20 protein-coding genes are annotated in these 26,783 nt (G+C 70.3%); 14 read left to right on the forward strand and 6 right to left on the reverse strand.

Annotation, left to right across the window (positions count from 1 at the left end):
• Entirely contained in the window at window positions 1-441 is a 441-nt protein-coding gene (locus CJ197_RS02555) for a DUF2550 family protein (RefSeq protein ID WP_102235181.1), read from the forward strand.
• 61 nt (window positions 442-502) lie between these two features.
• Here CJ197_RS02555 and CJ197_RS02560 read toward each other — a convergent pair whose 3' ends face one another.
• Together CJ197_RS02560 and nucS are read right to left on the reverse strand one after the other, a co-directional pair.
• Window positions 503-1,726: an N-acetylglucosamine-6-phosphate deacetylase gene (locus CJ197_RS02560; RefSeq protein ID WP_102235182.1), complete on the reverse strand. Its 1,224-nt coding sequence runs from the start codon at window positions 1,724-1,726 to the stop codon at window positions 503-505.
• A 147-nt stretch (window positions 1,727-1,873) separates the two neighbouring features.
• A complete protein-coding gene (nucS, locus tag CJ197_RS02565; RefSeq protein WP_102235273.1) occupies window positions 1,874-2,599 on the reverse strand; it encodes an endonuclease NucS in 726 nt (241 codons plus the stop codon).
• A gap of 146 nt (window positions 2,600-2,745) precedes the next feature.
• Here nucS and CJ197_RS02570 point away from each other — a divergent pair, with 146 nt between their 5' ends.
• From CJ197_RS02570 to CJ197_RS02580, 3 genes are all read left to right on the forward strand, one after another.
• Window positions 2,746-3,552, forward strand: coding sequence for a hypothetical protein (locus CJ197_RS02570; RefSeq protein WP_233190604.1), 807 nt, complete (start codon window positions 2,746-2,748; stop codon window positions 3,550-3,552).
• Complete coding sequence (locus CJ197_RS02575) at window positions 3,549-4,628, forward strand: hypothetical protein (RefSeq protein ID WP_102235183.1); 1,080 nt, start codon at window positions 3,549-3,551, stop codon at window positions 4,626-4,628. The genes CJ197_RS02570 and CJ197_RS02575 overlap by 4 nt, the downstream gene beginning before the upstream one ends.
• Before the next feature lie 123 nt (window positions 4,629-4,751).
• Complete coding sequence (locus CJ197_RS02580) at window positions 4,752-5,639, forward strand: co-chaperone YbbN (protein ID WP_102235184.1); 888 nt, start codon at window positions 4,752-4,754, stop codon at window positions 5,637-5,639.
• 227 nt (window positions 5,640-5,866) lie between these two features.
• On the opposite strand, the gene glgB is transcribed toward CJ197_RS02580, so the two are convergent.
• The 3 genes from glgB to glgX form a co-directional block, all read right to left on the reverse strand.
• The gene (glgB, locus tag CJ197_RS02585) at window positions 5,867-8,107 is read right to left on the reverse strand and encodes a 1,4-alpha-glucan branching protein GlgB (protein ID WP_102235274.1); all 2,241 of its coding nucleotides are present in this window, start codon (window positions 8,105-8,107) and stop codon (window positions 5,867-5,869) included.
• Between the two features lie 34 nt (window positions 8,108-8,141).
• Window positions 8,142-10,169 carry an alpha-1,4-glucan--maltose-1-phosphate maltosyltransferase gene (locus tag CJ197_RS02590; protein WP_102235185.1) on the reverse strand — a complete coding sequence of 676 codons (2,028 nt, stop codon included), beginning with the start codon at window positions 10,167-10,169 and terminating at the stop codon, window positions 8,142-8,144.
• Window positions 10,170-10,231: 62 nt separating this feature from the next.
• Window positions 10,232-12,484 (reverse strand): glycogen debranching protein GlgX, encoded by a 2,253-nt coding sequence (glgX, locus tag CJ197_RS02595; protein WP_102235186.1) that lies wholly within the window; start codon window positions 12,482-12,484, stop codon window positions 10,232-10,234.
• A 195-nt stretch (window positions 12,485-12,679) separates the two neighbouring features.
• Between glgX and CJ197_RS02600 the strand changes: the two genes are divergently transcribed.
• The 10 genes from CJ197_RS02600 to ligA all read left to right on the forward strand — a co-directional run bounded on the left by CJ197_RS02600 (window position 12,680) and on the right by ligA (window position 24,504).
• Window positions 12,680-13,864 (forward strand): MoxR family ATPase, encoded by a 1,185-nt coding sequence (locus CJ197_RS02600; RefSeq protein ID WP_233190605.1) that lies wholly within the window; start codon window positions 12,680-12,682, stop codon window positions 13,862-13,864.
• Between the two features lie 21 nt (window positions 13,865-13,885).
• Window positions 13,886-14,782 (forward strand): DUF58 domain-containing protein, encoded by an 897-nt coding sequence (locus CJ197_RS02605; RefSeq protein ID WP_102235188.1) that lies wholly within the window; start codon window positions 13,886-13,888, stop codon window positions 14,780-14,782.
• On the forward strand, window positions 14,769-15,338 hold the full coding sequence (locus CJ197_RS02610) for a hypothetical protein (protein ID WP_233190606.1): 570 nt from the start codon (window positions 14,769-14,771) through the stop codon (window positions 15,336-15,338). The genes CJ197_RS02605 and CJ197_RS02610 overlap by 14 nt, the downstream gene beginning before the upstream one ends.
• Window positions 15,329-16,354 carry a VWA domain-containing protein gene (locus CJ197_RS02615; protein WP_102235189.1) on the forward strand — a complete coding sequence of 342 codons (1,026 nt, stop codon included), beginning with the start codon at window positions 15,329-15,331 and terminating at the stop codon, window positions 16,352-16,354. Before CJ197_RS02610 ends, CJ197_RS02615 begins: the two co-directional genes overlap by 10 nt.
• Entirely contained in the window at window positions 16,351-17,346 is a 996-nt protein-coding gene (locus CJ197_RS02620; protein WP_102235275.1) for a VWA domain-containing protein, read from the forward strand. The genes CJ197_RS02615 and CJ197_RS02620 overlap by 4 nt, the downstream gene beginning before the upstream one ends.
• Complete coding sequence (locus tag CJ197_RS02625) at window positions 17,343-18,347, forward strand: hypothetical protein (protein ID WP_102235190.1); 1,005 nt, start codon at window positions 17,343-17,345, stop codon at window positions 18,345-18,347. Before CJ197_RS02620 ends, CJ197_RS02625 begins: the two co-directional genes overlap by 4 nt.
• Window positions 18,341-19,576 (forward strand): cysteine desulfurase family protein, encoded by a 1,236-nt coding sequence (locus CJ197_RS02630; RefSeq protein ID WP_102235191.1) that lies wholly within the window; start codon window positions 18,341-18,343, stop codon window positions 19,574-19,576. Before CJ197_RS02625 ends, CJ197_RS02630 begins: the two co-directional genes overlap by 7 nt.
• 180 nt (window positions 19,577-19,756) lie before the next feature.
• A complete protein-coding gene (gene mnmA / locus CJ197_RS02635; RefSeq protein WP_102235192.1) occupies window positions 19,757-20,842 on the forward strand; it encodes a tRNA 2-thiouridine(34) synthase MnmA in 1,086 nt (361 codons plus the stop codon).
• Window positions 20,839-21,972 carry a hypothetical protein gene (locus CJ197_RS02640; RefSeq protein ID WP_102235193.1) on the forward strand — a complete coding sequence of 378 codons (1,134 nt, stop codon included), beginning with the start codon at window positions 20,839-20,841 and terminating at the stop codon, window positions 21,970-21,972. The genes mnmA and CJ197_RS02640 overlap by 4 nt, the downstream gene beginning before the upstream one ends.
• 138 nt (window positions 21,973-22,110) lie before the next feature.
• Window positions 22,111-24,504 (forward strand): NAD-dependent DNA ligase LigA, encoded by a 2,394-nt coding sequence (ligA, locus tag CJ197_RS02645; RefSeq protein WP_102235194.1) that lies wholly within the window; start codon window positions 22,111-22,113, stop codon window positions 24,502-24,504.
• Window positions 24,505-24,532: 28 nt separating this feature from the next.
• Here the strand turns inward: ligA and CJ197_RS02650 are convergent, their stop codons facing one another.
• Window positions 24,533-26,773, reverse strand: a complete 2,241-nt coding sequence (locus CJ197_RS02650) for a RecQ family ATP-dependent DNA helicase (RefSeq protein WP_102235195.1) — start codon at window positions 26,771-26,773, stop codon at window positions 24,533-24,535.
• Window positions 26,774-26,783: the final 10 nt, after the last annotated feature.

Here is a 26,783-nt window from a genome sequence, read left to right on the forward strand (position 1 = left end):
ATGAGCGCTTCGAACATCCCGATCCTCCTGCTGGGGGTCGGGATGTTCGTCGTCGTGACCGCAGCCCTCGTGATCATCCGCCAGTTGGTGATCGCCCGCGGTCGTGGCGCTTTCGAATGCACGCTGTATCGGCGCGGCCTGGTGGGGGAGGCGGGCTGGCAGCACGGCATGATGCGCTTCGGGACCGACCGCCTGCGCTGGCACCGCGCCTTCTCGCTGCGCTGGCGCCCCTCGGAGGTGATCCGCCGCGCGGAGATCCAGGAGCTCACCCGGGAGCGGCTGGCCGCGGGGAGCGATGGCGGTGCAGACATGTGTCTGGTGATCTTCCAGCTCACGCGTGGCCGGGAGCAGCGCGCCCTCGTGGACATGACCGCCGGGGCGGCTCTGAACGCCTGGGTGGAAGCGGCGCCAACGGGCCAGTTCCGCGGCGACGTGGACTGACAGCAGCTGACCGCCACCCCGGCCCCATCACCGGACGTTTGCGGCATCCATGGCAGATGGCTCAGTCCGAGAGCACCTCGCCGCGCCGGATCACCCGACGCACCTGCAGCTGCTCATCGACGAGCACGGCATCGGCGCGAGCGCCCGCCCCGAGGTGTCCGATGCGGTCGGCGGCGCCGAGCACCCGCGCAGGCACCACGGTGGCCGCCCGCACGGCCGGCACCAGATCCACGCCGGCCTCGAGCACGGTGAAACGCAGCACGTCCAGCAGATGCGCGGTGCCACCGGCGATCGCGCCGCCCTCGGTGAGGGTCGCGGTGCCCTCAGCGACCGTGACGTCCAGGGCGCCCAGGCGATACTGTCCATCGGCCATCCCGGCGGCGGCCATCGCATCGGTCACGAGCACCACATGATCGGGGGCGGCGAGCGCGAAGACATGCGCGACGGTGCGGGCATCCAGATGCACGCCGTCGGCGATGACCTCCACCACCATCTCTCCGCGCGCGGCGGCATCCAGCGAGGCGAGCGCGGGACCGGGATCGCGGTGGTGGATGGGGCGCATCCCATTGAACAGATGCGTGGCCGTGGGCAGCGGTGAGCGGCCCTTCTCGCGGCGCAGCTCCTGGATGCTGAGAGCGATCGCCCGGGTCATCTGGGTGCTCGAGCCATCCGTGTGGCCCAGCGACGGCACCGCCCCCACCTCGGCGAGTGCCGTGATCACCGCATCGGCATCCCCGGTCTCCGGCGCGAGGGTCATCGTGGCGAGCGCCCCGCCTGCGATCTGAGCAAGCTCGCGCACCAGGTCAGCATCACCATCGATGATGTGCTCGGGGTTTTGGGCGCCGCGCCGGGCCACGGAGACGAAGGGGCCTTCGAGGTGGATCCCGGCGATCTCCTCCGCGGCGGCGAGCTCGGCGAGATCCGACACGCGCTCGCGCAGCGTCGCGGCATCGGCCGTCACCAGGGAGGCGACGAGCGAGGTCGTGCCGTGCCGACGGTGCTCGTGCACGGCGGTCAGCATCGTCTGTGCATCCGCCGCATCGGGGAAGGACGCCCCGCCGCCGCCGTGGCAGTGCACATCCACCAGGCCCGGCAGGATCAGGTCGTCATGTTCCACAGTGCTCTGCGCAGTGTGCGCCGGAGCCTGCGCGGCGGGGCCGGACCAGATGATGTCCTGCCCGCTGATGAGCACAAGCGCGCCGGGCATGAGGCCGCCGGGCAGCACGGCGGTGCCGTGAAGGGCGAGGTCGCAGGTGAGAGGGGTGGCGGATGCGGGGGCGGTCATCGGCTCTCCAGTCAGATGAGATGGGAACGAGTCAGCGGGGATCGTGCTGCCCCGCAGAGGAAGCGGGCGGCGTTGGGTGGGACAGGGCTGGTCGCGGCGTGTGGGGCGTGGCGCTGGCACACGAGAGCACGAGGCGGGACGGCCGGCTCAGAACAGGCGCGACTCGGCATCGTCGATGCCGCGCAGGGCGTCGTAGTCCAGGGTCACGCAGTCGATACCGCGGTCCCCGGCCAGCACGCGGGCCTGCGGCTTGATGGCCTGGGCGGCGAAGATGCCGCGCACGGGTGCGAGCAAGGGGTCGCGGTTCAGCAGCTCGAGGTAGCGCGTCAGCTGCTCCACGCCGTCGATCTCCCCGCGGCGCTTGATCTCGATCGCCACGGTGCCGCCGGCGCCGTCGCGGGCCAGGATGTCCACCGGGCCGATCGCGGTGGAGTACTCCCGGCGCACGAGCGTCCAGCCATCGCCGAGTGTCTCGATGTTCTGGGCCAGCAGCGCCTGCAGATGCGCCTCCACGCCGTCCTTCTGCAGCCCGGGATCCACGCCGAGCTCGTGGGAGGAGTCCTCGAAGACCTCGAACAGCCGCACCCGCAGGCGGTCCCCGGACTTGTCATGCACCACGTCCCACTGCTCGATCCAGGGGCCTTCGAGGTCGTCCTCATCCTGCTGGGCCGCGGCGATCTCGGCATCCCCGCGTCGGGTGGTGCTCAGGGTGCACGGCGGGCTCATCCAGTTCAGCGGCTTGTAGCTGCCGCCGTCGGAGTGGACCAGGACGCTGCCATCGGCCTTGAGGATCAGCAGGCGGGGCGCCTGGGGGAGATGGGCGGTGAGCCGACCGGTGTAGTCGACAGAACAGCTGGCAACGACGAGACGCACCCGGCCAGGGTACGTCACCGCCGCCATCGCCGGTCGGGACCGTCCGTGCATCCCCTCACGTGCGTGTGGCGGGCACGGGCCCGGAACCGTATCGTGGGCAGGTCACTGCCTCGGCCCGTCCCGGGCCGCCCCGAAGGAGCGTCACCGTGCAACGAATCCTGGCCGCCCTGCTGATCCTGATCGGCGTCGCGGGCCTCGTGCTGGGCCGCCTCGGCGAGACCACCTGGGCGCCCGAGACCCAGACCACCGCGACCGTCGAGCTCGATGATCCCGGCCCCGCCGTGGTGATCGATCCCGGTGTGCTGTACATCGGCGGCCAAGAAGGCCGCGTGACCATCGAGGGTGAGGGCGAGGTCAGCCTGATCACCGCCGGTGGCGGCGATATCGATGCCTACCTCGAGGGCGTGCATCACACCCGGATCACCGGGGCGAGCGACTGGCAGACCCTGAGCGTCGAAGAGGTCGAGCCCGAGGGGGAGGCGGAGATCGCAGATCCCACCTCCTCGGACCTGTGGCGCACCATCGATACCTCGCAGAGCCCCGCCACGATCGATGTGGCGGAGTTCTGGGCCCAAGAGAATGACGACAACCTCAAGCCGTATCGGCAGATCCTGATCGTCACCGACGGCACCGCCCCGGGCGCTTCGAAGGTGTCGATCACCTGGCCGGTCGACGCTGAGAACGAGTGGGTGCCCTACGCCTACGCCGGTGGCGCCGCGATCGCCGTGGTGGGCCTGGTGCTGCTCGTGGTGTCCGTCGGCCGCGGGTCCTCCCGCCCCAGCGGGCGCCGTCGCCGCGTGGATGATGCCGCGCCGCCCCGCTCCGAGCCGGCGGAGTCTGTCGCCGGTGGGTCCGAGGCTGCGGACCTCGCTGCGCCCAGCGATGATGATCCCACGGATGATCCCACGACCGAACAGCTGCCCACCATCGATGATGAGGAGCCCCGCCGATGACCCGCCCTGATCACCGCACCGGCTCCCTGCGGGCCACCCGCAGGATCCGTCCGGGCCGTCGTGAGCTCCTGCTCGGCAGCGGACTGCTCGCCGCCGGCGCGCTGAGCGCCTGTGCGAGCGAGGTCGAGCCCCCCGCCGCCCCGGTGACGGGTCCCGAGCTCGAGGCCCCCACGCCGGTACAGACCGAGGAGCAGCTGTCCACCGCCATCAGCGAGATCCATGAGGCCGTGGCCGCCGCCGATGAGAAGCGGTCTGCGAAGCCGCTGGACCCTCGCGTGGTCGGCTCCGCCCAGGAGTTCCGCTCCAAGCTCTACAAGCTGATCAAGAAGTCCAAGGGCTTCGCAAAGGACCTCGAGCGCCCCGGCGCCTCGATGGTGATGCCGCTGACCAGCGTGGACGCCGAGTTCCCCCGGACGGCGATCGCCCTGGTGGAGGACGCCGGGGACTCCGGGGTGCCGTTCTTCATGGCGCTGCGGCAGGAGTCGGCGAAGGACCCGTACACGACCTGGGGCTGGGCGCAGCAGGCGGTGGGCGTGGAGATGCCCGATGTGGCCAATGCGCTCGTGGGCTCCCAGCAGGTGGGGCCGGACGCGGATGATCTGCTGATGACCCCCATGGCCGCGCTGAAGCTGTATGCCAAGGTGCTCTCGGACGGTGATGAGGCGGATCCGGACGACAAGCTGGCCGATGACCCCTTCAAGGTCCAGACCCACAAGAATATCGCCCAGGAGCGCAAGGAGCTCAACACCGGGGTGGACTACGACGAGGCGGCGACCATCAAGGAGGTGTGGACCGTGCGCGAGGAGGACTTCGTGGGTCTGCGCACCGACGAGGGCGGTGCCCTGGTGATGTCCACCATCACCTCCAAGCGGACCGTGCGCATCAAGGAGCGCGGCACCATGCGCTACGAAGAGGAGAACCCGTACACCAAGGCGGCGGGGACGCGGGAGTTCAACGAGAACTTCATCCGCACGTTCGGCACTCACGTTGCCGTGCATATCCCGCCCAAGGGCGCGAAGGGCAAGATTCAGCCGGTGGGTGCCACACAGACCGTGCTCGGCGTCACGGGGGAATGAACGACCCCGAGGCAGCAGTGCGGTGGCGCCGCGCGGGTGCTCTCACCGGCTGAGCTCGTTGCCGCCCCGCGGGATCGCCACTGCCTAGACTGGTCAGGTCCCGACCACGTCGAAGGAGTCCCTGTGACCGATCCGTACGGCATCATCGATCTGTCCACGCTCAAGCAGCCCGCCGGCTCGGAAGAGTCCGGCAGCAGCACCCCGGCCCAGCATGAGGTGGCCGTGACCGAGCAGGGTCTCGAGCAGATCATTGCCGACTCCCAGCGCATCCCCACCCTGCTGCTGGTCACCAGTGCACGGGTGCCCGATGGGGAGTCCTTCCTCGCCGCGCTGCGCAGCGCTGTGGATGCCAAGGGCGGAGCGGTGCGCCTGGCGACCGTGGATGCCGATGCGCAGCAGCGGGTCGCAGCGGCCCTGCGTGTTCAGCAGCTGCCCACGCTGCTGCTGCTCCTGCTGGGTCAGGTGCAGCCGATCGTGCAGTCCGTGCTGCCCGCAGAGGAGATCTCCGCACTGCTGGATCAGGTGGTGCAGGTGGCGCGGCAGCAGGGCATGGAGCTGCCGGAGGGTGCCGGAGAGCAGGCGCCCCCCGAGGAGCCGCTGCCGGAGCTGATCGCCCAGGCCTACGCCGCGATCGACCAGGGGGATCTGGAGGGCGCACAGTCTGCGTTCTCCAAGCACCTCACCGAGAACCCGGCCGATGCCGAGGCGAAGGCGGGACTGGCTACGGTCTCGCTCATGCAGCGCACGCAGGGCCAGGACCTCAACGGCGCGCGCGAGCAGGCGGCGCAGCACCCGGAGAATCTGGACGCGCAGCTGCTCGTGGCGGACCTTGACATGCTGGGTGGGCACGTCGATGACGCGTTCGCGCGCCTGCTGGACCTGCTGCGCGGCGCCGATGCGGAGACCAAGGACACCGTGCGCGCCCGCCTGTTGGACCTGTTCGAGGTGGCCGGGCCCAATGATCCTCGCGTAGCCCCCGCCCGCAAACGCCTGGCGAACCTCCTGTTCTGAGGCCTGGGGTCAAGAGCCCTAGCCCCCAGCCCAAGCCCCGCGCCGAGCCCAAGACCCCGCGCCCACCCCCCAGCACGCCACAGGCCCCAGCACGCCACAGCCCCGCGCCCCACTCTCACGATTTCGGGTGCTGCGACCAGTTCTGGTACGCAGCACCCGAAAACATGGAGGAAAGAGTGCGAGGGGCCGACGGGGGAGCGTGCGCCCTGGCCCGACGGGGGAGCCCCTCAGCCCTGGCGCAGGCGCTCGGGCACGAGCACCACGGCACCCAGCGGCGGCACCGTCAGGCGCACGGAGTGCTCGCGCCCATGCTGCGGCAGCGGCTCGGCGTGCACGGCCCCGAGGTTCCCCACCCCGCTGCCGCCGTACACGGGGGCGTCGGAGTTCAGCACCTCGAGCCAGCTCCCGCCTTCGGGCAGCGGCACGCGGTAGTCATGCCAGGCGCTGGGGGAGAAGTTCACCACCACCGCCACGGGATCGCCCGCGGCATCGCGCCGCAGGAACGCCAGCACGTTGTGTCCGGCATCGTCCCCGATCAGCCATTCGAAACCGGCCGGGTCCTGATCGCGCTGGTACAGCGCCGGGAACTCGGCCTGCAGCGCGTTGAGGTCCCGCACCAGCTGCTGCGCCCCGCGGTGCAGCGGGTACTCCAGCAGCCACCACGGCAGGCCCGCCTGCTCGGACCATTCCGTGCCCTGCGCGAACTCAATGCCCATGAAGATGAGCTGCTTGCCCGGATGGGTCCACTGGAAGGCGAGGTAGGAGCGCAGCGTCGCCGCCTGCTGCCAGTCATCACCGGGCGCCTTGCGCAGCAGGGAGCCCTTGCCGTGCACCACCTCATCATGCGAAAGCGGCAGCACGAAGTTCTCCGAGTACTGGTACACCATCGAGAACGTCAGCTCGCCGTGGTGGTACTGGCGGTGCACCGGATCCTCGGAGAGGTACTCGAGGGTGTCGTGCATCCAGCCCATGTTCCACTTGAAGCCGAAGCCCAGGCCCCCCACATCGGTGGGGCGCGTGACACCGGGGAACGACGTGGACTCCTCGGCGATCATCACGATGCCCGGCACCCGCTTGTACGCGGTCGCCGTCGCCTCCTGCAGGAACGCGATGTTCTCGAGGTCCTCGCGGCCGCCATGGCGGTTGGGCACCCACTGGCCCTCCTCGCGCGAGTAGTCCAGGTACAGCATCGAGGCCACCGCATCCACGCGCAGCCCGTCCACATGGAACTCCTCGAGCCAGTAGCAAGCGTTGGCCACCAGGAAGTTGCGCACCTCATTGCGGCCGGTGTCGAAGATGTATGTGCCCCAGTCAGGGTGCTCACCGCGCCGCGGATCCGCATGCTCGTACAACGGGGTGCCGTCGAAGCGGCCCAGCGCCCACTCGTCCTTCGGGAAGTGGGCGGGAACCCAGTCCATGATCACGCCGATGCCGGCCTCATGCAGCGTGTTGATGAGGTGCCGCAGCTCATCGGGGGAGCCCAGACGGGAGGTGGGGGCGTAGTAGCCGGTGACCTGGTATCCCCAGGAGCCGCCGAAGGGATGCTCCGCCAGCGGCATGAACTCCACATGCGTGAAGCCCATCTCGCGCACATAGTCGGTCAGCTCCGTGGCGAGCTCGCGGTAGGACAGCCCCGGCCGCCAGCTGGGCAGATGCACCTCGTAGATCGACATGCGGGAGGAGACCGCCTCGCTCGCGGCGCGCTCGGCGAGCCAGTGGTCATCGGTCCACTCGAAGTCACTGGCGGTGACCACGGAGCCGGTGGCCGGCGGCACCTCGGCCAGGCGCGCCATCGGATCGGCCTTCTCCCGCCAGGTCCCATCGGCCGCGAGAATCCGGAACTTGTAGACGGCACCGGCGCCGACTCCGGGGATGAACAGCTCCCACACCCCGGAGGACCCGAGCGAGCGCATGGCGTGCCCGCGGCCGTCCCAGCCGTTGAAGGAGCCGATCACCTGGACGGCGCGCGCATTGGGCGCCCACACCGTGAAGGAGGTGCCGGTGACCGCCTGCGGGCCCTCACCCAGGGTGCGCACATGCGCCCCGAGCGCCGTCCACAGCTCCTCGTGACGGCCCTCGCGGATCAGGTGCAGATCGAGCTCGCCGATGGTGGGCCAGAAACGGTAGGGCTCCTCGAGATCCACCGACTCCTCACCCTCAGCCCAGGTCACGCGCAGCCGATAGGCGGGTACGCGCTCCAGCTCGAGGGTGGTCGCCCAGATGCCGTCGTGCTCATGCTCCATCGGCACCTCGGTGCCGTCCTCGAGCAGCACGGCGACGGCGCGGGCGAAGGGCTTGAGGGTGCGCACGGTCAGGCCGCCGTCATACTCGTGGGCCCCCAGCACTGCATGGGGATCATGGTGGCTACCGGTGGCGGTGCCGCCCAGCTCATGCAGCCCCAGCGGCATCACCGCGGGCCGCGAGGAGACCGGCCCCGGCGCATCCGGCGGCGGGACCGTGCGCGGCATGCGCGGAACGTCGTCGTCACGGGTAGGGGTCATGTCAGTCCTCCTCGGGATGGATGATCCGCAGGATGTGCGCGGGGCGATGCTCGGGATCCAGGATCACGAAGGGGTCCCGGCCCCAGGTCCAGCGCTCGCCGGTCAGCAGGTCCTCCACGTCGAACACCTCACCGGCACCGAAGGCCGCGGGATCCAGGTGAAGGGTGCTTGAGCTGCCGCGATCATGCGCGGTCAGCGACACCACCAGCACCGAGTCCGTCGCGGCGGTGGGGGAGTCCGCGGCGTCCAGGTGCTTGGAGTACACCAGCAGCTGCGGGTCATCCGACCCATGGAAGCGGATCGTGGTGAGGGTCTGCAGAGCCGGATGCTCACGGCGGATCCGGTTCAGGTCCGTGAGCAGCCCCTGCAGGCTCTCGCCGCGCTCGAGCGCTCCGGCGAAGTCCCGCGGCTTGTACTCGTACTTCTCATTGTCGATCTGCTCCTGCGCCCCGGGCCGCGGCACATCCTCCACCAGCTCGTAGCCGGAGTAGATGCCCCAGGTGGGCACGAGGGTGGCGGCGAGGATCGCACGCAGCACGAAGGCGCGACGGCCCCCCGAGGTCATGAACGGGGTGAGGATGTCATGGGTGGTGGGCCAGAAGCTGGGGCGCATGTACGGCGCCGCCTCCACCAGCTCCTCCATGTACGCGCGCAGCTCCTCGGGGCTGTGGCGCCACGTGAAGTACGTGTAGGACTGGTGGTAGCCCACCTTGCCCAGCGTGTGCATCATCGTCGGGCGCGTGAACGCCTCGGCCAGGAAGATCACCTCGGGGTGCTTCTCGGCGAACTCCGCCAGCAGCTCCTCCCAGAACCGCACCGGCTTGGTATGCGGATTGTCCACCCTGAACAGCGTCACGCCGTGGGAGACCCACAGCTCGAGCATGTCGCGGATCGCCGCGTACAGCCCCTCGTAGTCGGTGTCGAAGCTCAGCGGGTAGATGTCCTGGTACTTCTTGGGCGGGTTCTCGGCGTAGGCGATGGTGCCATCGGCCCGCACCTCGAACCACTCGGGATGCTCACGCACCCACGGATGGTCCGGAGAGCACTGCAGGGCGATGTCCATCGCCACCTCAAGCCCCAGCTCCCGCGCGCGGGCCACGAAGGCGTCGAAGTCCTCCATCGTCCCGAGGTCCGGGTGGATCGCATCGTGCCCGCCATCCGGTGAGCCGATCGCATACGGGGATCCGGGGTCCCCGGGCCGCGTCTCGAGCGTGTTGTTGCGGCCCTTGCGGAAGGTGGTGCCGATGGGGTGGATCGGCGTGAGGTAGGCGACGTCGAAACCCATGTCGGCGATGCGGTCCAGCTCGCCCATCGCGCTGCGCAGCGTTCCGGAGGTCCAGCCGCGCTCCGGGTCAAAGCGGGCCCCCGCGGAGCGCGGGAAGAACTCGTACCACGAGCCGTACAGGGCGCGCGGCCGCTGTACCACCAGCTCATAGGTGGGGGATGCGGTCACGCCATCGCGCAGGGGGCGCTCCGCCAGCACCCCACGCAGATCCGCCCCGAGCGCCCGCGCGACGCGCACGTCGGCCGGGCGCGACCCATCGCGCAGATCCGCGATCGCGGCGGCGGCCAGCTCCCCATCGGTCACCGGGCGCTCACCGGAGCGGGACTGCTCGCAGATGCGCTCAAGCACCCGCACGCCCTCAGCGCACACCAGGTCCTCATCGAGCCCAGCGGGGATCTTCACCTCCGCGATATGGGCCCAGGTGTCATACGGCGCGGAATAGGCCTTGATGCGGAAGGACCAGCGGCCCTCCGTCTCTGGCCGGATCGTGCTCTCCCACAGGTCCAGACCCGGGTTCGTGCAGTGCAAGGCCTGCCGACGCGCGGCGCCGTCGGGGGCGGTGAGCACCAGCTGCACACCCATCGCATCGTGCCCCTCGCGGAAGGCGTTGACGCGCACCGGGACCCGCTCCCCGGCGACGCACCGGGCGGGAAAGCGGCCAGCGTCCACGACGGGCTGGACATCCATGATGGGGATGCGCCCCACCCCGGCCCCGGATCGCGTGCGTTCGGTGGTCTCGGACATCGTCTCTCCTACCTGAGCGCTGGTGGTCCGCGTGCGGCCGACGGCGGACGCGGTGACGGCTCTCACGATAGCCGCTGCGAGGCACCTTCCCAGTCCGCGGAGATCCCGATCACCACCACGCTGCCGGGCTGCACCGTCACGGTGCGGTCCGCGATGGGCGCGCCGCTGAGCTCGGCAGGGGATTCCAGGGCCGTATCGAGCAGCACGCGGGCGGTGCCCTGCGGCCACGGCGCAGCGGGCAGGCGCACCTGCCAGGGGTCCGGTTCGGTGGAGTGGATGATCAGCAGATGATCGGAGCCGTCGCGCCCGTGCACCCCGGGTCGCAGCATCACCAGCAGGTGGCGCCGGGCGTCCATCCACTCGGCGTGATCCATCGGCTCGCCGTTCTGCGTGAACCAGGCGATCTGCCCGGCATCCAGGGCCTGAGGATCGGCGGGGCGCAGGAAGTGCGGGGCGCGCAGCTGTGGGTGCTCGGACCGCAGCCGCAGCAGCTGCACGACGGTCTCCTGCACCGCTTCGGCGTGGGGGTCGGGTGTCCAGTCCACCCAGGAGATCTCGTTGTCCTGGCAGTAGGCGTTGTTGTTGCCGCGCTGGGTGCGCAGGCGCTCATCCCCGGCGGTGAGCATCGGGGTGCCCGAGGCCAGCAGCAGCGTGGCGAGGATCGAGCGGGCGGTGCGGCGGCGCATCCGCTCGATCTGCCCGGCAGCTTCCGCCGTGAGCTCCGCGTCGATGCTCAGCTCGCCCTCGTAGCCGTGGTTGAAGGAGCGGTTGTTCGTGGTGCCGTCGCGGTTGTCCTCGCCATTGGCTTCATTGCGCTTGGTCTCATACACGGTCAGGTCGCGCAGAGTGAAGCCGTCATGGGCGGTGACGTAGTTGATCGACGCCCAGGGGGAGCGCAGAGAGCGGCCCGCGGGCAGATGCGGCGGATCATGCTGGGTGAACAGATCGCTTGAGCCGGCTAGGCGTGTGGCGAGATCCCGCACCCCGCCAACGGCGTCATCGCCGCTGCGCTCCCGGTGCCCGCGATCGGCCAGCCAGAAGTCACGCACATCATCGCGGAAGGCGTCGTTCCACTCGGTGAACGGGACGGGGAAGGCGCCGGTCTGCCAGCCGCCGGTGCCCACATCCCAGGGTTCGGCGATCAGCTTGACCTGCCGCAGCACGGGGTCGGTGGCGATCGCGCGCAGCAGCGGGTGATCGGGCCTGAACCCCCGGTCATCCCGGCCCAGCGTCGCGGCGAGATCGAAGCGGAAGCCGTCCACGTGGACCTCCTGCACCCAGTAGCGCAGGGAGGCGAGGATCAGGTCCATCACGTGCACGCTGCGCGGGTCGAAGGTCGCGCCGGTGCCGGTGACATCGAGGATCCGCCCGTGGTCGTTCCAGTAGTACTCCAGCGAGTCCAGGCCGCGGAAGGACAGCGCGGGACCGTCGGCCCCACCTTCGGCGGTGTGGTTGTACACCACATCCAGCACCACCTCGAAGCCGGCGGCGTGCAGGTCGCGCACCATCGTCTTGACCTCGTCGAGCACCGCTTGCGCCCCGCGGCGCTGTGCCGCCGTGGTGGCCAGTGACGGTTCGGGGGCGAAGAAGCCCATCGTGGAGTAGCCCCAGTAGTTGCTCAGCCCCAGGCGCGTCAGGTGCGGTTCATCCATCGCCGCGTGGATGGGCAGCAGCTCCAGGGTCGTCACCCCGAGAGAGCGCAGATAGGAGGTGACCGACGGGTGGGCGAGCCCGGCGTAGGTGCCGCGCAGCTCGGGCGGCAGATCCGGGAACAGCTGCGTGAAGCCCTTGACGTGCAGCTCGTACAGGACGGTGGAATCCCAGTCCACCATCGGCCGCAGATCGTCCTGCCAGTCGAAGCGGTCGCTGACCACCTCGGACCACACGGCCTCATGCCCGTTGTCATGATCCGACGGGGTCGGGTGCTGCTCGATCGGGCGCAGCATCGCATCCACCTCGAAGGGGAAGAAGGAGCTCAGCAGCGACGAGGAATGGGAGATGCCGCGGCCCCAGGGGTCCTGCAGCAGCTTGGCGGGGTTGCACCATAGCCCCGAGGCGGGATCCCAGGGGCCGGAGACTCGCAGTCCGTAGCGGGTGCCGGGCGTCATGCCGGTCACCTCATCCCAGCGCAGACCGCCGTCGAAGTGCCGCAGACGCTGGGTGCGCTCGGCGCCGCCCTGACGGATCACGAGGTCCACCGCCTCGGCACGGGGGGCGGCGACGGCGAAGGTGCCGCGGCCCTGGGCGTCCACGGACAGGCCCGGGGAGGTGGGGGCGAGCGGGGGTGTCGCACGGTCGAATCGGTCTGGCTGCACCGCGATATCCTCGCACCTTCTGACTGCTCAGTAGCAATAAACGCGCCCGCGGGTGCGCCCGATGGGGCTATCGTCACTCCTGCCGTAGGATCGGCACAGCGGTCACGTTCGGATGGCCGCCGACGCACCCGGCTCGTGCCGAGACGCGGCCCGGGGACCACAGCAGTAGACCGCCAGACGGGGGAGTCGCAGCGCATGAGCATTCCAGCCAGCCCGCAGCAGGGCAGCAGCCGAGGCCCGCAGTCCCCGCCCAGCGGGCCCGCCCCGCAGGGCCCCGGAGGCGGCCGCGCGCCGCAGGGCCCCGGAGGCGGCCGCGCGCCGCAGGGCCCCGGAGGCGGCCGCGCGCCGCAGGGCGGATCCCCGCGCCGGGGGACGAGCTTCACCCCGGCCCAGCGGGCGATCTCCGAGCAGGACATGGAGCGCAGCACGCAGATCGTCCGCACCATCACCGGGGTGTTCCAGTCCCGCGTGGTGGGCCAGGAGAACCTGCGCCTGACGCTGCTGGCGGCGCTCGCCGCGGGCGGCCACGTGCTGCTGGAATCCGTGCCGGGCCTGGCCAAGACCACGGCCGCAAGCGCCCTGGCCTCCGCGATCACGGGCTCCTTCGCGCGTATCCAGTGCACCCCGGACCTGATGCCCAACGACATCATCGGCACCCAGATCTTCAACTACGGCTCGGGCACCTTCACCACCCAGCTCGGTCCCGTGCACGCCAATGTGGTGCTGCTCGATGAGATCAACCGTTCGAGCGCGAAGACGCAGTCCGCGATGCTCGAGGCGATGCAGGAGAAGCAGACCTCGATCGGTGGCGAGGTGTACAAGCTGCCCGAGCCGTTCATGGTGCTGGCCACCCAGAACCCCATCGAGGAAGAGGGCACCTACGTGCTGCCCGAGGCCCAGATGGACCGCTTCCTCATGAAGGAGATCCTCACCTATCCGCGGCCCGCGGAGGAGCACGAGATCCTGGATCGCTCCACCGCCGGCAGCCTCACCGGTCCGCGCGAGCCCTCCGGCACGGTGACCCTCGAGGACGTGCGGTTCCTGCAGGCCATGGTGGATCAGGTGTACGTGGACCCGGTGGTCAAGCGCTACATCATCGACGTCGTCTTCACCACCCGCGGCTCCGGCCCCAACCCGGTGGCGAATCTGACGCAGTCCGTGCGCGTGGGGGCGAGCCCCCGTGGCTCTCTCGCGCTGATGCGGGTGGGGCAGGCGCACGCCCTGCTGCACGGTCGCGACTACGTCACCCCGGATGATGTGCGCGCGATGCGCCACGGGGTGCTGCGCCACCGTCTGGTGCTCACCTTCGATGCGCTGGCCAGCGGTATCAAGCCCGAGCAGATCATCGACGCGGTGTTCCACGCCGTGCCGATGCCCTGATCGACCGGGAAGCTCAAGCGCATGGCGACCTCGCTGATGACCCGGGTCAAGGCCCGGGTGGACCTCTACACCTCGAACCGGGCGCGCGGCCTGATCCAGGGCCGCGGCCGCTCGCTGTTCAAGGGCAGCGGCGAGGACTTCGATGACCTGAAGTACTACCAGCCCGGGGACAAGATCTCCGATATCGACTGGAAGGCGACGGCACGATCGGGCGAGCCGCTGATCCGGCAGTTCAACGAGGAGCGGGTGCGGCACCTGTCGATCGTGGCGGATACCTCCGCCGGAATGTCGGCGACCGCGGCCGATGGCACCTCGAAGCGGGAGGCGATGATCCTCGCCGCGGGGATGATCTGCTTCCTGGCCCAGAAGAACGGCGACCTGGTGGGTCTGGTGGCCGGCAGCGAGCAGCATCCGGTGCAGCTGCCGGCCCGCTCGAGCGACGGTCACCTGGAGCTGCTGCTGCGCAGCATCCAGCAGGGCACCACCACCGCCTCCGGCCCGGCCCGCAGCGACTGGCTTCTGGAGCGTGCCTTCCGCGTGACCGCCCGCCCCACGCTGATGACGATCATCACCGATGAGGCACATCCGACGGTGGATGACTTCTCAGCGCTGCGACGCCTGACCACGCGGCATGACGTCATGGTGGTCCGCATCGCCGATGGGGATCCGCTGCAGGCCACAGCGATGGACATGGATGTGGTGGATGTGGATGACCCGCGGGAGGTGGGCTCGCTGGCTCGCACCTCGAAGCGAGTGGCCCAGGATGTGGCGGCGTATCGTCGGGCCCGAGGGGAGGGGATCTCCGAGATGCTGGAGCGGCTGCATATCTCGCATGTGCTCACGCGCGGGGAGACCACCGTGGTCGATGACATGATCGCCATGCTGCGTTCGAGGGAGTACCGACATGGTCCGCACTGAGGTGATGGCGGTGGGGGATCTGGCGGTGCGCACCGAGTTGGCTGCGGTCCGGGAGGTGCTGCCTGCGGCCCGGGAGGTGCTGCTTGCGCAGCCGCAGGGCCCGACGATCATCGATCCGCCGCAGTATTCGATCGCCTGGCCGATCCTGGCGCTGCTGTGTCTGCTGGTGATCTTCGCGCTGGTGTTCGCCACGCTGCGCATCACCCGGCGGATCGAGGAGCGCGCCGCGTACCGTCGGCGCCCCGCGGAGACAGAGACGCTCAAGGCCGAGTTCCTGCGCGCCGTCAACGACATCGCCGACCGGCACGAGGCGGGGGAGCTGGAGGCGCGCGCCGGGCATCACGAGCTCACCGGGGTGATGCGCCGTTTCGTACGTCGTACCACGGGACATGACGTGACCAGCCAGGATGTGCACACGCTGCTGGCCGATCCGCGCACCCACGATGTCGGGCGCCTGATTGGCGATCTGTACGAACCGGACTTCGCACCCTCCTCTGACCGGGAGCTTAAGGAGTCGGTACGCCGCGCACGAGGGGTGATCCGCGCATGGTCATGACGTTCTGGTGGGTGACAGCTCTGCTGCTACTGGCCGCGATCGCGGTGTGGGCGATCGCGTTCTGGAACCGCCGCGCGATGCGACGCTCTCCCGTGCTGGTGGCCAACTCCCAGTACCTGGAGCGCATTCCGAGCTTCCGCCGCGCCCAGAACCTCGCGCGCGTGCTGCGGGTCGCGCAGGTGGCGATCGCCGTGCTCGCGGTCATCTTCGCCTCGGTGCTCTCGGGGCGCATCGCCACCGAGCGGATCGAGACCCCGGAGTTCGCCTCCCGCGACATCGTGCTGTGCCTGGACGTGTCCGGTTCGATGTACGAATACGACGCGGAGATCCTGGACACCTTCGCGCAGATGGTGGACACCTTCGAGGGGGAACGGATCGCGCTGTCGATCTTCAACTCCACCTCCCGCACCGTGTTCCCGCTGACCAACGACTACGACCTGGTGCGGCGGGAGCTCGAGAACGGCGCGGAAGCGATCGACTTCGACGAATTCGGGTATCGCCTGGGCATGCGGGACTACTCCGATGAAAAGGTCCGTCAGTACGTGGACTTCGTGGACGGCACTCGCGGCATCCCCGATCAGGCATCGGTCGTGCCCGACGGGCTGGCTTCGTGCGCGCAGATCTTCGATCAGGCGGAGAAGGACCGTTCGCGCTCGATCATCTTCGCGACCGACAACGAGGTCAACGGCTCCCCGATCTTCACGCTGCAGGAGGCGACAGAAGCGGTCGCCTCGCGGGACATCGACCTGTACACCTTCTACCCGGGCGCCTATGAGTGCGGTCCGGCCTGTTTCGAGGAGCTCGAGCAGGCCACCAAGGATCAGGACGGGGAGCTGTATGAGTCCTCGGATCCCGATGCGATCCCGGCGATCATCCAACAGATCCAGAAATCGCAGGCAGAGATCCTGGGTGCGACCCCCACGGTGCTGCGCACCGATCATCCCGGGGTGGCATTCACGCTGACGTTCCTCAGCCTGGTGGCGATCATCGTGCTGGGATGGGGGGCGCGCCGATGAGCATCCATCCGCTGCTGCCGCTGTGGCTGCTGATCCCCCTGTTCCTGCTGGTGGCGACCGCGTGCGCGGTGCCGCTGGTGCTGCGTCCGCGCGAGCGCGTGGCGTGGGGCCGCCGCCTGCTGATGGTGCTGCTGCTCGCGGCCGTGGCGATCCGCCCGGTGACGCCCCTGGATGGCGAGCAGGTCCAGCGCATGAATGCGAACGTGTTCTTCGTGGTGGACCGCACCGGCTCGATGAACGCCGAGGACTACGCCGATGGCCAGCCGCGGCTGGAGGGCGTGAAGGCGGACATGCTGCGGATCATGGAGATGACCGAAGGGGCGCGCTACGCGATCATCGGCTTCGACTCCACCGCCACCCAGCAGCTGCCGCTGAGCACCGATGCGGGCGCCGCCCGCGCGTGGGTGGAAACGCTGACCACAGAACCCACCGCCTATTCGCAGGGCTCGAACGTGGATCGTCCCCTGCGCACGCTCATGACGGAGATCACCGAGGCGCACAATGACGACCCGGACTCCTCCGTGCTCGTCTACTTCCTCTCCGACGGGGAGAACACCGACGGCCGTGAGGCGGAGGCGTTCTCCGAACTCGCCGGATTCGTGGACGGCGGCGGGGTCCTCGGGTACGGCACCGCTGAGGGCGGCCCGATGAAGGCCCAGGGCGGCCCGGAGGACGGGAAGTACATCACCACCTCCGATGGCCAGCAGGGCATCTCCACGATCGATGAGGAGCAGCTGCAGACGATCGCCGGGCAGATGGGGGTGCCGTATCTGCACCGCACCGATCCCGAAGAGCCGATCGAGGGCACGATGGAGGATGTGACGCTGCGGCCCATCCCGATGGACACCGACGCGTCCGCCACGAGCTTCGATGACTGGTACTGGGTGGCGTCGATCCCCTTGACAGCCCTGCTGATCTGGGAGCTCGGGGAGATGACCTACCGCCTGCCGCGCCGACTGGACCGCTACGACATTGCGGGAGCGAACCGATGAGCACCTCTGTGGCACCCCACCCTAAGTCCCCGCAGGCCACGCCGCCGGGCACGGCCGGACAGCCCGCTGGGCAGAGCATCCCGCCGTCCCTGCGCCAGCGGGAGAAGGGCCGTGACCGGGACTTCGGGTTGGATACGGCCCGGCTGCGTCGGGTGCGGCTGATCGTGTTCGCGCTGCTGTCTCCGCTGCTGATCCTGCTGGCGCTGCTGGCGATCCGTTTCGTCTCTATGCCGATCACCCAGGCGATGCACCTGGATGCGTACGGCTCGCAGAACTATCCGACGGCGATCGAACGGCTATGGCCGGTGCAGCGCCTGAACTTCTTCGAGCCCTACCTGCCGCACCTGTCGAAGGGCACGGCCCTGCTCCAGCAGGGGGAGGACGCCGCCGCGGAGGAGGAGCTGCGCACAGCGCTCGCGGAATGGGACGCGCACGAAGATCTCAATGCCCCGCTGCACGCCGAGTGCAAGATCCGCAACAACCTGGCGATCTCGATCGAGCGCCAGGCGGAGCAGATCGACGATGCGGCCGAGCGCGCCGACCGGCTCTATGAGGCCGAGGAGATCATCGCCCCCTGCGCCGGAGGCGGCGGTGGCGGCGACGGCGAGGGCGGCGAAGGCGGCGAAGGCGGCGGCGAGGGCGAGCCGCAGGAGGGCCAGGGCAACGAGGACTCCGAGACCACGGAGGACAACGGCGAGCGGGTCCGCGAGAAGCGCCGCGAAGCTGATGAGGAGGCCGGCAACGACCCTGATGCCCGTGGCACCGAGCAGGACAAGCAGGAGGGCGAGGACCCGGGGGAGGATCCGCAGCAGAAGGATCCGGGCGATCCCCGTCGCGAGGACGACGAGGGCGAGGGTCCGCAGGAGGAAGCCCCCGATGAGGGGGACTCCGAGCAGAAGAGCAAGGACGATGAGCTGGAGCAGCGCAACCGCGATGCCCAGAACGGCGACGACGGTGAGGACACCGGCGGCTCGAACACGAATCCGGACAAGCCATGGTGACCGCCCCGCACGACACCAGGACGGCCGACGCCCCGCGCCGCGCCTATCTTGATCATGCGGCCACCACGGTGCTGCGCCCAGCCGCCCGCCAGGCCCTTCTTGAGGCGAGCGCCGTGGCAGGAAACCCGTCGTCGGTCCACACATCGGGACGGCGTGCCCGCGCGGTGCTCGATGATGCGCTGGAGGAGATCGCGGCGCTGCTGGGGGTGCCGCGCAGCTGGCTGATCATGACCAGCGGCGGTACCGAGGCCGACAACCTGGCGCTGCGCGCGGTGCCCCTCGGCGTGGCGGCGGCCGATCCCTCCCGCGGCGCCGTCGCCGTCGCGGCGACGGACCATCCCGCGGTGCTCGCGACCGCCCGCTCCCTGGCTCCCGGAGCAACAGCGGCACCCGGGTCCGCACCGATCCAGGTGCGAGAGCTCGCCGTCGACGCGCGCGGGGCGCTGATCAAGGATGGGGTGCGCGAGGCGCTCGCGGATCGCGCCGTGAGCGTGCTCAGCGCGGCGCTCGTGAACAACGAGACCGGGGCGGTGCAGGACATCGCGGGGCTGTCGGCGATGGCGCGTGAGCACGGCACGTTGCTGCACACCGATGCGGTGCAGGCGGTGGGGAATGTGCCGCTGCCCGCGCCCGGCACGGTCGATCTGATGTCCCTGTCGGGCCACAAGATCGGTGCCCCGGTCGGGGTGGGAGTGCTGGTCGCGGATCCCGATGTTCCCTTCGCAGCGACCTCCACGGGCGGCGGACAGCAGCGCGGTGTCCGCTCGGGCACGCTGGATCTGCTCCACGCCGCGGCGTTCGCCGCTGCGCTGCGGGAGACCCTGACCGAGGCTGAGCGCAAACGCGAGCAGACCGCGCAGCTCGCCGCGGAGCTGCGCGAGGGCATCGCCCGGATCGTGCCCGATGCCCGCTTCACCCTGCCGGAGGGGGCGATGCGCGCCGAGCACATCGTGCATGTGGTGCTGCCGGGCGCGGATTCCGATGCGCTGCTGTTCCTGCTCGATGAGCGCGGCGTGGACTGCTCGGCGGGATCGGCCTGCTCGGCCGGGGTGCATCGGGCGAGCTCGGTGCTGGCGGCGATGGGGATCAGCGACGCCGATGCTCGGGGCGCGCTGCGCCTGTCGCTGGGCTGGACCAGCACCCGTGAGGACGTCCAGATGCTGCTGGCAGCTCTGCCGGACGCCGTGGAGCGTGCCCGTGCCGTGGGCGCTCTGGCCCTGCCGCACTGACCGGGGCCCGCAGCACTGACTCTGCCGGGCGGGACGTGAGCCGGGCGGGACTTGATGAGCCTCACGTCCGATCGGTGAGGATCACGCGCGCCCGACGAGACCGGCACGCCGGTGATCCGTAGACTGGCTGGTTGGAGATCCCGGGGCGGTCCCGGGCGCAGACCTGGGGAGAGGCTTGACGTGAAGGTGCTGGCAGCGATGAGCGGCGGGGTGGATTCCGCGGTCGCTGCGGCCCGCGCCGTCGAGGCCGGCCATGACGTGGTGGGCGTGCACATGGCCCTGTCGGCCAGCAGCGATCAGCGCCGCACAGGCTCGCGCGGCTGCTGCACTGTGGAGGATGCGCAGGACGCGCGACGCGCCGCGGAGCGCATCGGCATCCCCTTCTACGTGTGGGACCTGGCCGGGGACTTCCACGACCTGGTGGTCGAGGACTTCCTGTCCGAGTACGCCGCCGGGCGCACCCCGAACCCCTGCGTGCGCTGCAATGAGCGCATCAAGTTCGCTTCCCTGCTGGAGCGCGCCACGGTGCTGGGCTTCGATGCGGTGTGCACCGGGCACTACGCCTCCCTGCGCACCGAGGGACCGGACGGGGCGATCTCCCTGCACCGTTCGCGCTATCTCGCCAAGGATCAGTCCTATGTGCTCGCGGTGATGGGCCCGGAGGCGGCCGCCCGCTCTCTGTTCCCGCTCGGGGACATGGAGAGCAAGGATGCGGTGCGTGCGGAGGCCCGTGAGCGCAAGCTCGGCGTCTCCACCAAGCCGGACAGCTACGACATCTGCTTTATCGCCGATGGTGACACTCGGGGCTTCCTCGAGCGTCACCTGGGGGAGGCCCCCGGTGAGGTGGTGGATGCCGACGGGCAGGTGCTCGGCACCCACCGCGGCACTCACGGCTTCACCATCGGCCAGCGGCGCGGGCTCGGCATCGAGCGCCCTGCCCCCGATGGCGCTCCCCGCTATGTGGTGGACATCGATCCGGGGACCCGGCAGGTTGTGATCGGGGCGGCGGAGCTGCTGTCCACCCGCGAGCTGGTGGCTACTGATCTTGTCAGCTTCGAGCCGATCGAACCCGGCAGGCGGGTGCACGCCCAGATCCGGGCCCATGGCGAGGCGGTTCCCGGCATCGTCACCGCGATTCCGGACGGCGAGGAGCTGCTGCGGGTGCAGCTGGGTGTTCCGCTGCGCGGGGTCGCGCCGGGCCAGACCCTCGTGCTGTACGACGGGGACCGCGTCCTCGCCTCTGCGACGTTGGAACGCCGCGCATGAGCCCCGACACCACCCTGGTCACCCTCACGGGCGATGGCACCTTCCGCGTGCCGGACCCCGCGCAGCGCGCCCGACTGAACCTGCCGGATGACCCGTACCTCGCGGCGCTGCTGCGCCTGCGCGCCCTGCTGGGCGATGACCTGGACTCCCAGATTGCGACCCGGCTGTATCTGCCCTCGGCGCTCGGCCAGGATCCGACCGACCACGTGCTGCCCGCGACCCTCGCCATGCTGGGAGACACGACCGGGGACCTGGCGAGCTACGGGTGGCGGCTCGGCACCGGGGCGGGTCAGGCGTGGCGGCGCGCTCATGAGCAGTGGGAGCGGATGCTCGGGGCGGCGCGCATCGCGCTGCACGGCTATGAAGGACCGCTCATGACCACGGCCCTGGGCCCGGCCACGCTCACGGCCTCGACGTTCCTGCAGTCCGGGGAGCGGACCCTGGGGGATCCGGGAGCGGTGCGTGACCTGCCTATCCTGCTCGCAGAAGGTCTGGTGGAGCACCTGGAGCGGGTGCGCGACCACGTGCCGGGCGCGAAACAGCATGTGCTGCTGCGCGAGGACGCCGTGGCCGCGGTGCATGAGGGCCGCATTCCCACACCCTCGGGCCGGCGCCGCTACGACCCGGTGCCCGCGGATGTGATCGGCCGACTGTGGCGCCGCCTGGTGGTCTCGCTCGAGGACTTCGGGCTCAGCGCCGATGAGATCACGCTGGGCATCGGCGCGAATATCGAGCTGCTGCGCGCTGCCCGCGATGCCGGGGTGCGGCGCCTGGCGATGGGCCCGCGGCGCATGCCGGACCTGTCCACCCCGGCGGGCCGCACCCTGTGGGAGGCCGTTGCGGAGGAGGTAGACCGCGGGGCGGTACTCGAGCTGATCGTGGACCCGCGGCCCGGTGGAATGCTGGGCCCGGAGCTCGAGCGCATGCTGGACACCTGGCGGTGCCTGGGCCACACCGACGCCGACGCCGCGGGCGTGGCGGTCATCGCCCACACCGGGATCGCCCACGAAGTCGACCAGGGCAAGCGCGACCCCGCTCTGCAGCCCGACGCATCGTCGCTGCTGGATGAGCCCGCGATCACGGACATGCTGCGCATCGCCCCCCAGTGGGCCGAGCGCCTGGTGCCGTGAGGCGTTGCTGGGCGGCCCCGACGAAGCCCACGCGCCCCTCGATCACGTTCTCGGGTGCTCCGTGCTGAGCCTGGTACGCAGCCCCCGAGAACGTGCAAGGGAAGTGGCGCTGGCCAGCGCCCCACCGTCGTCACCCCTATGCGCGACAATGACCTGGTGACTGACAAGCAGAGCACCGCGTCCGATGCCACCGATGCCCAGCAGCGCATCGCCGAGCTGACCGCCGCGATCGAGCAGGCGCGCGAGGACTACTACGTCCACGACGCCCCCACGATGGCCGATGCCGAGTACGACCAGCTCGAGCAGGAGCTGCGTGCCCTCGAGGCGGAGAACCCGCAGCTGGCCAGCGCCGATTCGCCGACGCAGACCGTCGGCGGTTCGGTCGCCCAGGGGTTCGCCCCGGTGGAGCACCTTGAGCGGATGATGAGCCTGGACAACGCCTTCACTCTCGAGGAGATCGACGAGTGGTCCGCGCGGGCACGCGAGGGTCTGGCCGGGGCGGAGGTCTGCTACCTCACCGAGCTGAAGATCGACGGGCTCGCCATCGACCTCATCTACCGCGACGGCACCCTCGAGCGCGCTGCTACCCGCGGCGATGGCCGCGTCGGCGAGGACGTCACCGCCAACGTCCGCACCATTGCGAGTGTCCCGCACCAGCTGAGCGGTGAGAACATCCCTACCCTGCTGGAGGTACGCGGCGAGGTGTTCTACCCCGTCGCTGCCTTCGAGGAGCTGAACGCTGAGCGCCGCGAAGCGGGTCTGGCGGAGTTCGCGAATCCCCGCAACACTGCCGCCGGGTCCCTGCGGCAGAAGGATCCGCGGGTCACCGCCTCCCGCGAGCTCGCCGTGTACGTCCACGGCATCGGCGCCCGCGAGGGCGGCTCTGAGCTGGACAGCCAGTCCGGCAGCTATGAGCAGCTGGCTGCCTGGGGGCTGCCCACCTCGCCCCACACCCGCGTGCTCGACACTCTCGAGGACGTGCGCGCCTACATCGCTGAGCACGGCGAGGATCGCCACGGCACCGAGCATGAGATCGACGGGATCGTCATCAAGGTCGACTCCTTCGCTCACCAGCGGGCGCTCGGCTCCACCTCCCGCGCGCCGCGCTGGGCGATCGCCTACAAGTACCCGCCCGAAGAGGTCACCACCGAGCTCCTGGACATCCAGGTGGATGTGGGCCGCACCGGCCGCGTCACCCCGTTCGCGGTGATGGAGCCGGTGAAGGTCGCCGGATCCACCGTCGCGCGGGCCACCTTGCACAACCAGTTCGAGGTGGAGCGTAAGGGCGTGCTCATCGGCGACACTGTCATCCTGCGCAAGGCCGGGGACGTGATCCCCGAAGTGCTCGGCCCCGTCGAGGCGCTGCGCGACGGCACCGAGCGCGCCTTCGTCATGCCACGGGACTGCCCGTCCTGCGGCACCGAGATCCGGCCCGCGAAGGAGGGGGACAAGGACTGGCGGTGCCCCAACACCCGCACCTGTCCCGCCCAGGTGGTGGGCCGCATCGCCCACGCCGCCTCCCGCGGCGCCTTCGACATCGAAGCCCTCGGCGATGAATCCGCGATCGCGCTCGCCGACCCCGACAAGCGCCGTCCCGAGGCCCTCGCCGCCGTGGAGGCCGGGCACGCCCTCTACCTGCCGATCCGCAGCGACGACGACCTCGACAGCCCCGCCTTCGTGGTGCTGAAGAACGGTGAGGAATCCGCCCCCGGGGACGGCGGGGTGCCCATGCTGCGCATCACCGACCCTGCCGATCCCGCGATCCCTGCCCTGCAGGATCCTGCCATCACGGAGGGCGGCACCCTGTTCGATCTCACCGCCGAGGATCTGCGCGAGGTGTTCGTCTTCCAGCCCGTGCGGCGCGACGGCGAGGAGACCGGCGACTGGCGCATCACCCCGGCGTTCTGGACCTCCGCCGCCTGGCGCTACTACAAGCGAGAGGCCCGCTGGAAGCAGACCAAGGACGCCGCCGCCGGCAAGACCACCGAGCTGCTGCTCAGCGAGCTGGAGAAGGCGAAGACGCAGCCGCTATGGCGGGTGCTGGTCGCGCTGTCCATCCGGCATGTGGGGCCGACGGCCGCCCGGGCGCTCGCCGCCGCCTATGGCTCCATGGATGCGATCCGCGAGGCCAGCACCGAGCAGCTCGCCGAGACCGACGGAGTGGGCGGCATCATCGCCGACTCTGTGCGGGACTGGTTCGCCGTCGACTGGCATGAGGCGATCGTGGACGGCTGGGAGAAAAGCGGCGTGCGGATGGCCGACGAGGTCGAGGACGGCTTCGTGAAGACCCTCGAGGGCCTGACCGTCGTGGTCACCGGGGGCCTGGAGGGCTTCACCCGGGACGGTGCCAAGGAGGCGATCATCGCCCGCGGCGGCAAGGCCGCCGGTTCCGTCTCGAAGAAGACCGACTACGTGGTGGTGGGGGAGAATGCCGGGTCGAAGGCCGATAAGGCCCGCGAACTAGGCCTGACCATCCTCGACGAGGCCGGGTTCGTGGAGCTGCTGGAGAACGGTCCCGCCGCCGAGGAGTGACGCGCCAGGCCGCCCGCCCGGTGTCCGCTCAGCCGGTCTGCGCGAGCGCGAGCGGCAGCACCGGCCCCGAGCCGGCCCGCCGCAGCGCCCGGCCGGCGAGCGTCATCGTCCAGCGCGAGTCGATCTCGTCATCCACCAGCAGCACCGGCGCCCCGGCGAGCGCGGCGAGCTGCGTGGCGAGCTCCTCGCCGACGTGGAAGCGGTCCGCGAGGGCGGCGACGCGAAAGGCGCTGTTGCGCGCCCCGTGCAGCACCCGGGCATCCGGCGCCAGATCCAGCGACCCGAGGTCCTGCATCCGCCCCACCCGGGCGAGGCCCTCGGCGATCTGCCGCACCAGGCGCGGGCGGGTCAGCGAGGGCACCGACACCACCGCGGCCGGGCGCTCCTCCCACTCCCAGGCGGCGAGCACCTGGATGATGCGCTGTGCAATCGCTGGGGTGAGCTCAGCATCCATCGGCCGCCCGTCCTCGTCCCGGGCCAGCAGCTCCCGCAGCGGCACCGCCCAGCCCAGATCCGACATCCGCGCCACCACACGCCCCTCAGCCACCTGCTCCGACGGCGGGATCCGGCCGCGCAGGGCGATGCCCAGCCGGTCCAGTCCCGTCGGCCAGGCCTTGCGTGGCGCGACGGGCACCCCGACACGGTCCAGCACCCGGGAGACCGCGGCCATCGGATCCTCCGCGCTGACGACAGCACCCGCCCCGGCACCGTCGCCATCAGCCCCGACCACTCCGTCCGCTGCGCGGGGCTGATCCGGCGCTGGATACCAGGGGCCGGCGCACACGTCGCAGCGCCCGCATGGCACCGCCGTCGCATCATCCAGCTGCTGGGCGAGGAACAGCATCCGGCACTGCGCGGGATCGCCGATCTGCAGCGCCTCATAGGCGAGCATTGCCTCCTGCTCCATGCATCGCGCCTGCGCCACCTGCGCATACCGGTCTGCGTCGTACACCCACCGCTGGCCGGTCGGCACCCAGCCTCCGGTCACCGCCTGCACCGCCCCATCGACCGCGAGTACCTTCAGCAGCAGATCCAGCGCCGTGCGGCGCACATCCACCCGGGCCTCCAACGCCGGCGTGGACAGCGGCCTATCGGCCCCCTGCAGAGCATCCAGCACCTGCTGCGCCGCCTCGGGGGAAGGCATCGAGGACGTCGCGAAGTACTCCCAGATCGCGCGGTCCTCCGCGCCCGGCAGCAGCAGCACATCGGCGCTGTCGGTGGCGCGGCCCGCACGGCCCACCTGCTGGTAGTACGCCACGGGGGAGCTCGGCGCCCCCATATGCACCACGAACCCCAGATCCGGTTTGTCGAACCCCATCCCCAGCGCGCTCGTGGCCGCGAGGGCCTTGACCCGGTTCTCCTTGAGGTCCTGCTCGAGCTCAGCCCGCTCCTGCTCATCGGTCGCGCCGGTGTACGCCCGCACCGGGGCGCCGGGCCGATCCAGCACCTGCGCGAGATCCTGCGCGGCCGAGACTGTGAGGGTGTAGATGATCCCCGAGCCCGGCAGAGTGTGCAGATGCCGCGCCAGATACTCCAAGCGCGCCCGATCATCGGGCAGGCGCAGGCACCCCAGGCGCAGCGAATCTCGGGTGAGCGGCCCCCGCAGGGTCAGCACCTCCCGTCCGTCGCCGCCCAGCTGCTCGGCGACATCGGCCACCACACGGGAGTTCGCCGTCGCCGTAGTGGCGAGCACCGGCACGTCATCGCCGAGGGCCGCCACGAGGTCACGCAGCCGCCGATAGTCGGGGCGGAAGTCATGCCCCCAGTCGGAGATGCAGTGCGCCTCATCGATCACCAGTAGCCCGCAGCGCTCCACCAGCGCCGGTAGCTGCTCCCGAAACCGCGGGTTCACCAGGCGCTCCGGGGAGATCAGCAGCACGTCCACCGCATCGGCGGCCAGATCCTGCTCCACGTCCTCCCACTCCAGGCGGTTCGCCGAGGAGATCGTCGCCGCCCGGACCTCGGCCCGCGCCGCCGCCTGCACCTGGTCACGCATCAAAGCGATGAGCGGCGAGACGATGAGTGCCGGCCCCGCGCCGCGCCGCCGCTGCAGCAGCGCCGCCAGGAAGTACACCGCCGACTTGCCCCAGCCGGTGCGCTGCACCACCAGAACTCGGCGCCGCTGCTCCACGAGCGCCGTGATCGCCTCAAGCTGTCCGTCGCGGAACTGGGCATCCGCCCGCCCGGTGAGGTCCCGCAGCGCGGCGAGCGCTTCCGTGGCGAGATCTGCGGGTGGCGGGCTCGGCGGAGCATCAGACTCGGTGTTCATGCCTCTACCG

It is taken from the genome of Brachybacterium sp. UMB0905 (genome assembly GCF_002871795.1).
Classification (GTDB): domain Bacteria; phylum Actinomycetota; class Actinomycetes; order Actinomycetales; family Dermabacteraceae; genus Brachybacterium.

Excerpts from the sequence above, each read along its gene's own strand:
- CJ197_RS02640 (WP_102235193.1), top strand. The coding sequence starts at position 20,839 with ATGAGCCCCGACACCACCCTGGTCACCCTCACGGGCGATGGCACCTTC.
- glgB (WP_102235274.1), bottom strand. The coding sequence starts at position 8,107 with ATGCCGCGCACGGTCCCGCCGCCGGATGCGCCGGGGCCGGTCTCCTCG.
- CJ197_RS02555 (WP_102235181.1), top strand. The coding sequence starts at position 1 with ATGAGCGCTTCGAACATCCCGATCCTCCTGCTGGGGGTCGGGATGTTC.
- CJ197_RS02560 (WP_102235182.1), bottom strand. The coding sequence starts at position 1,726 with ATGACCGCCCCCGCATCCGCCACCCCTCTCACCTGCGACCTCGCCCTT.
- CJ197_RS02600 (WP_233190605.1), top strand. The coding sequence starts at position 12,680 with ATGAGCATTCCAGCCAGCCCGCAGCAGGGCAGCAGCCGAGGCCCGCAG.
- CJ197_RS02625 (WP_102235190.1), top strand. The coding sequence starts at position 17,343 with ATGAGCACCTCTGTGGCACCCCACCCTAAGTCCCCGCAGGCCACGCCG.
- CJ197_RS02620 (WP_102235275.1), top strand. The coding sequence starts at position 16,351 with ATGAGCATCCATCCGCTGCTGCCGCTGTGGCTGCTGATCCCCCTGTTC.
- CJ197_RS02650 (WP_102235195.1), bottom strand. The coding sequence starts at position 26,773 with ATGAACACCGAGTCTGATGCTCCGCCGAGCCCGCCACCCGCAGATCTC.
- ligA (WP_102235194.1), top strand. The coding sequence starts at position 22,111 with ATGCGCGACAATGACCTGGTGACTGACAAGCAGAGCACCGCGTCCGAT.
- CJ197_RS02615 (WP_102235189.1), top strand. The coding sequence starts at position 15,329 with ATGGTCATGACGTTCTGGTGGGTGACAGCTCTGCTGCTACTGGCCGCG.
- CJ197_RS02605 (WP_102235188.1), top strand. The coding sequence starts at position 13,886 with ATGGCGACCTCGCTGATGACCCGGGTCAAGGCCCGGGTGGACCTCTAC.
- CJ197_RS02575 (WP_102235183.1), top strand. The coding sequence starts at position 3,549 with ATGACCCGCCCTGATCACCGCACCGGCTCCCTGCGGGCCACCCGCAGG.
- CJ197_RS02590 (WP_102235185.1), bottom strand. The coding sequence starts at position 10,169 with ATGTCCGAGACCACCGAACGCACGCGATCCGGGGCCGGGGTGGGGCGC.
- CJ197_RS02630 (WP_102235191.1), top strand. The coding sequence starts at position 18,341 with ATGGTGACCGCCCCGCACGACACCAGGACGGCCGACGCCCCGCGCCGC.
- CJ197_RS02610 (WP_233190606.1), top strand. The coding sequence starts at position 14,769 with ATGGTCCGCACTGAGGTGATGGCGGTGGGGGATCTGGCGGTGCGCACC.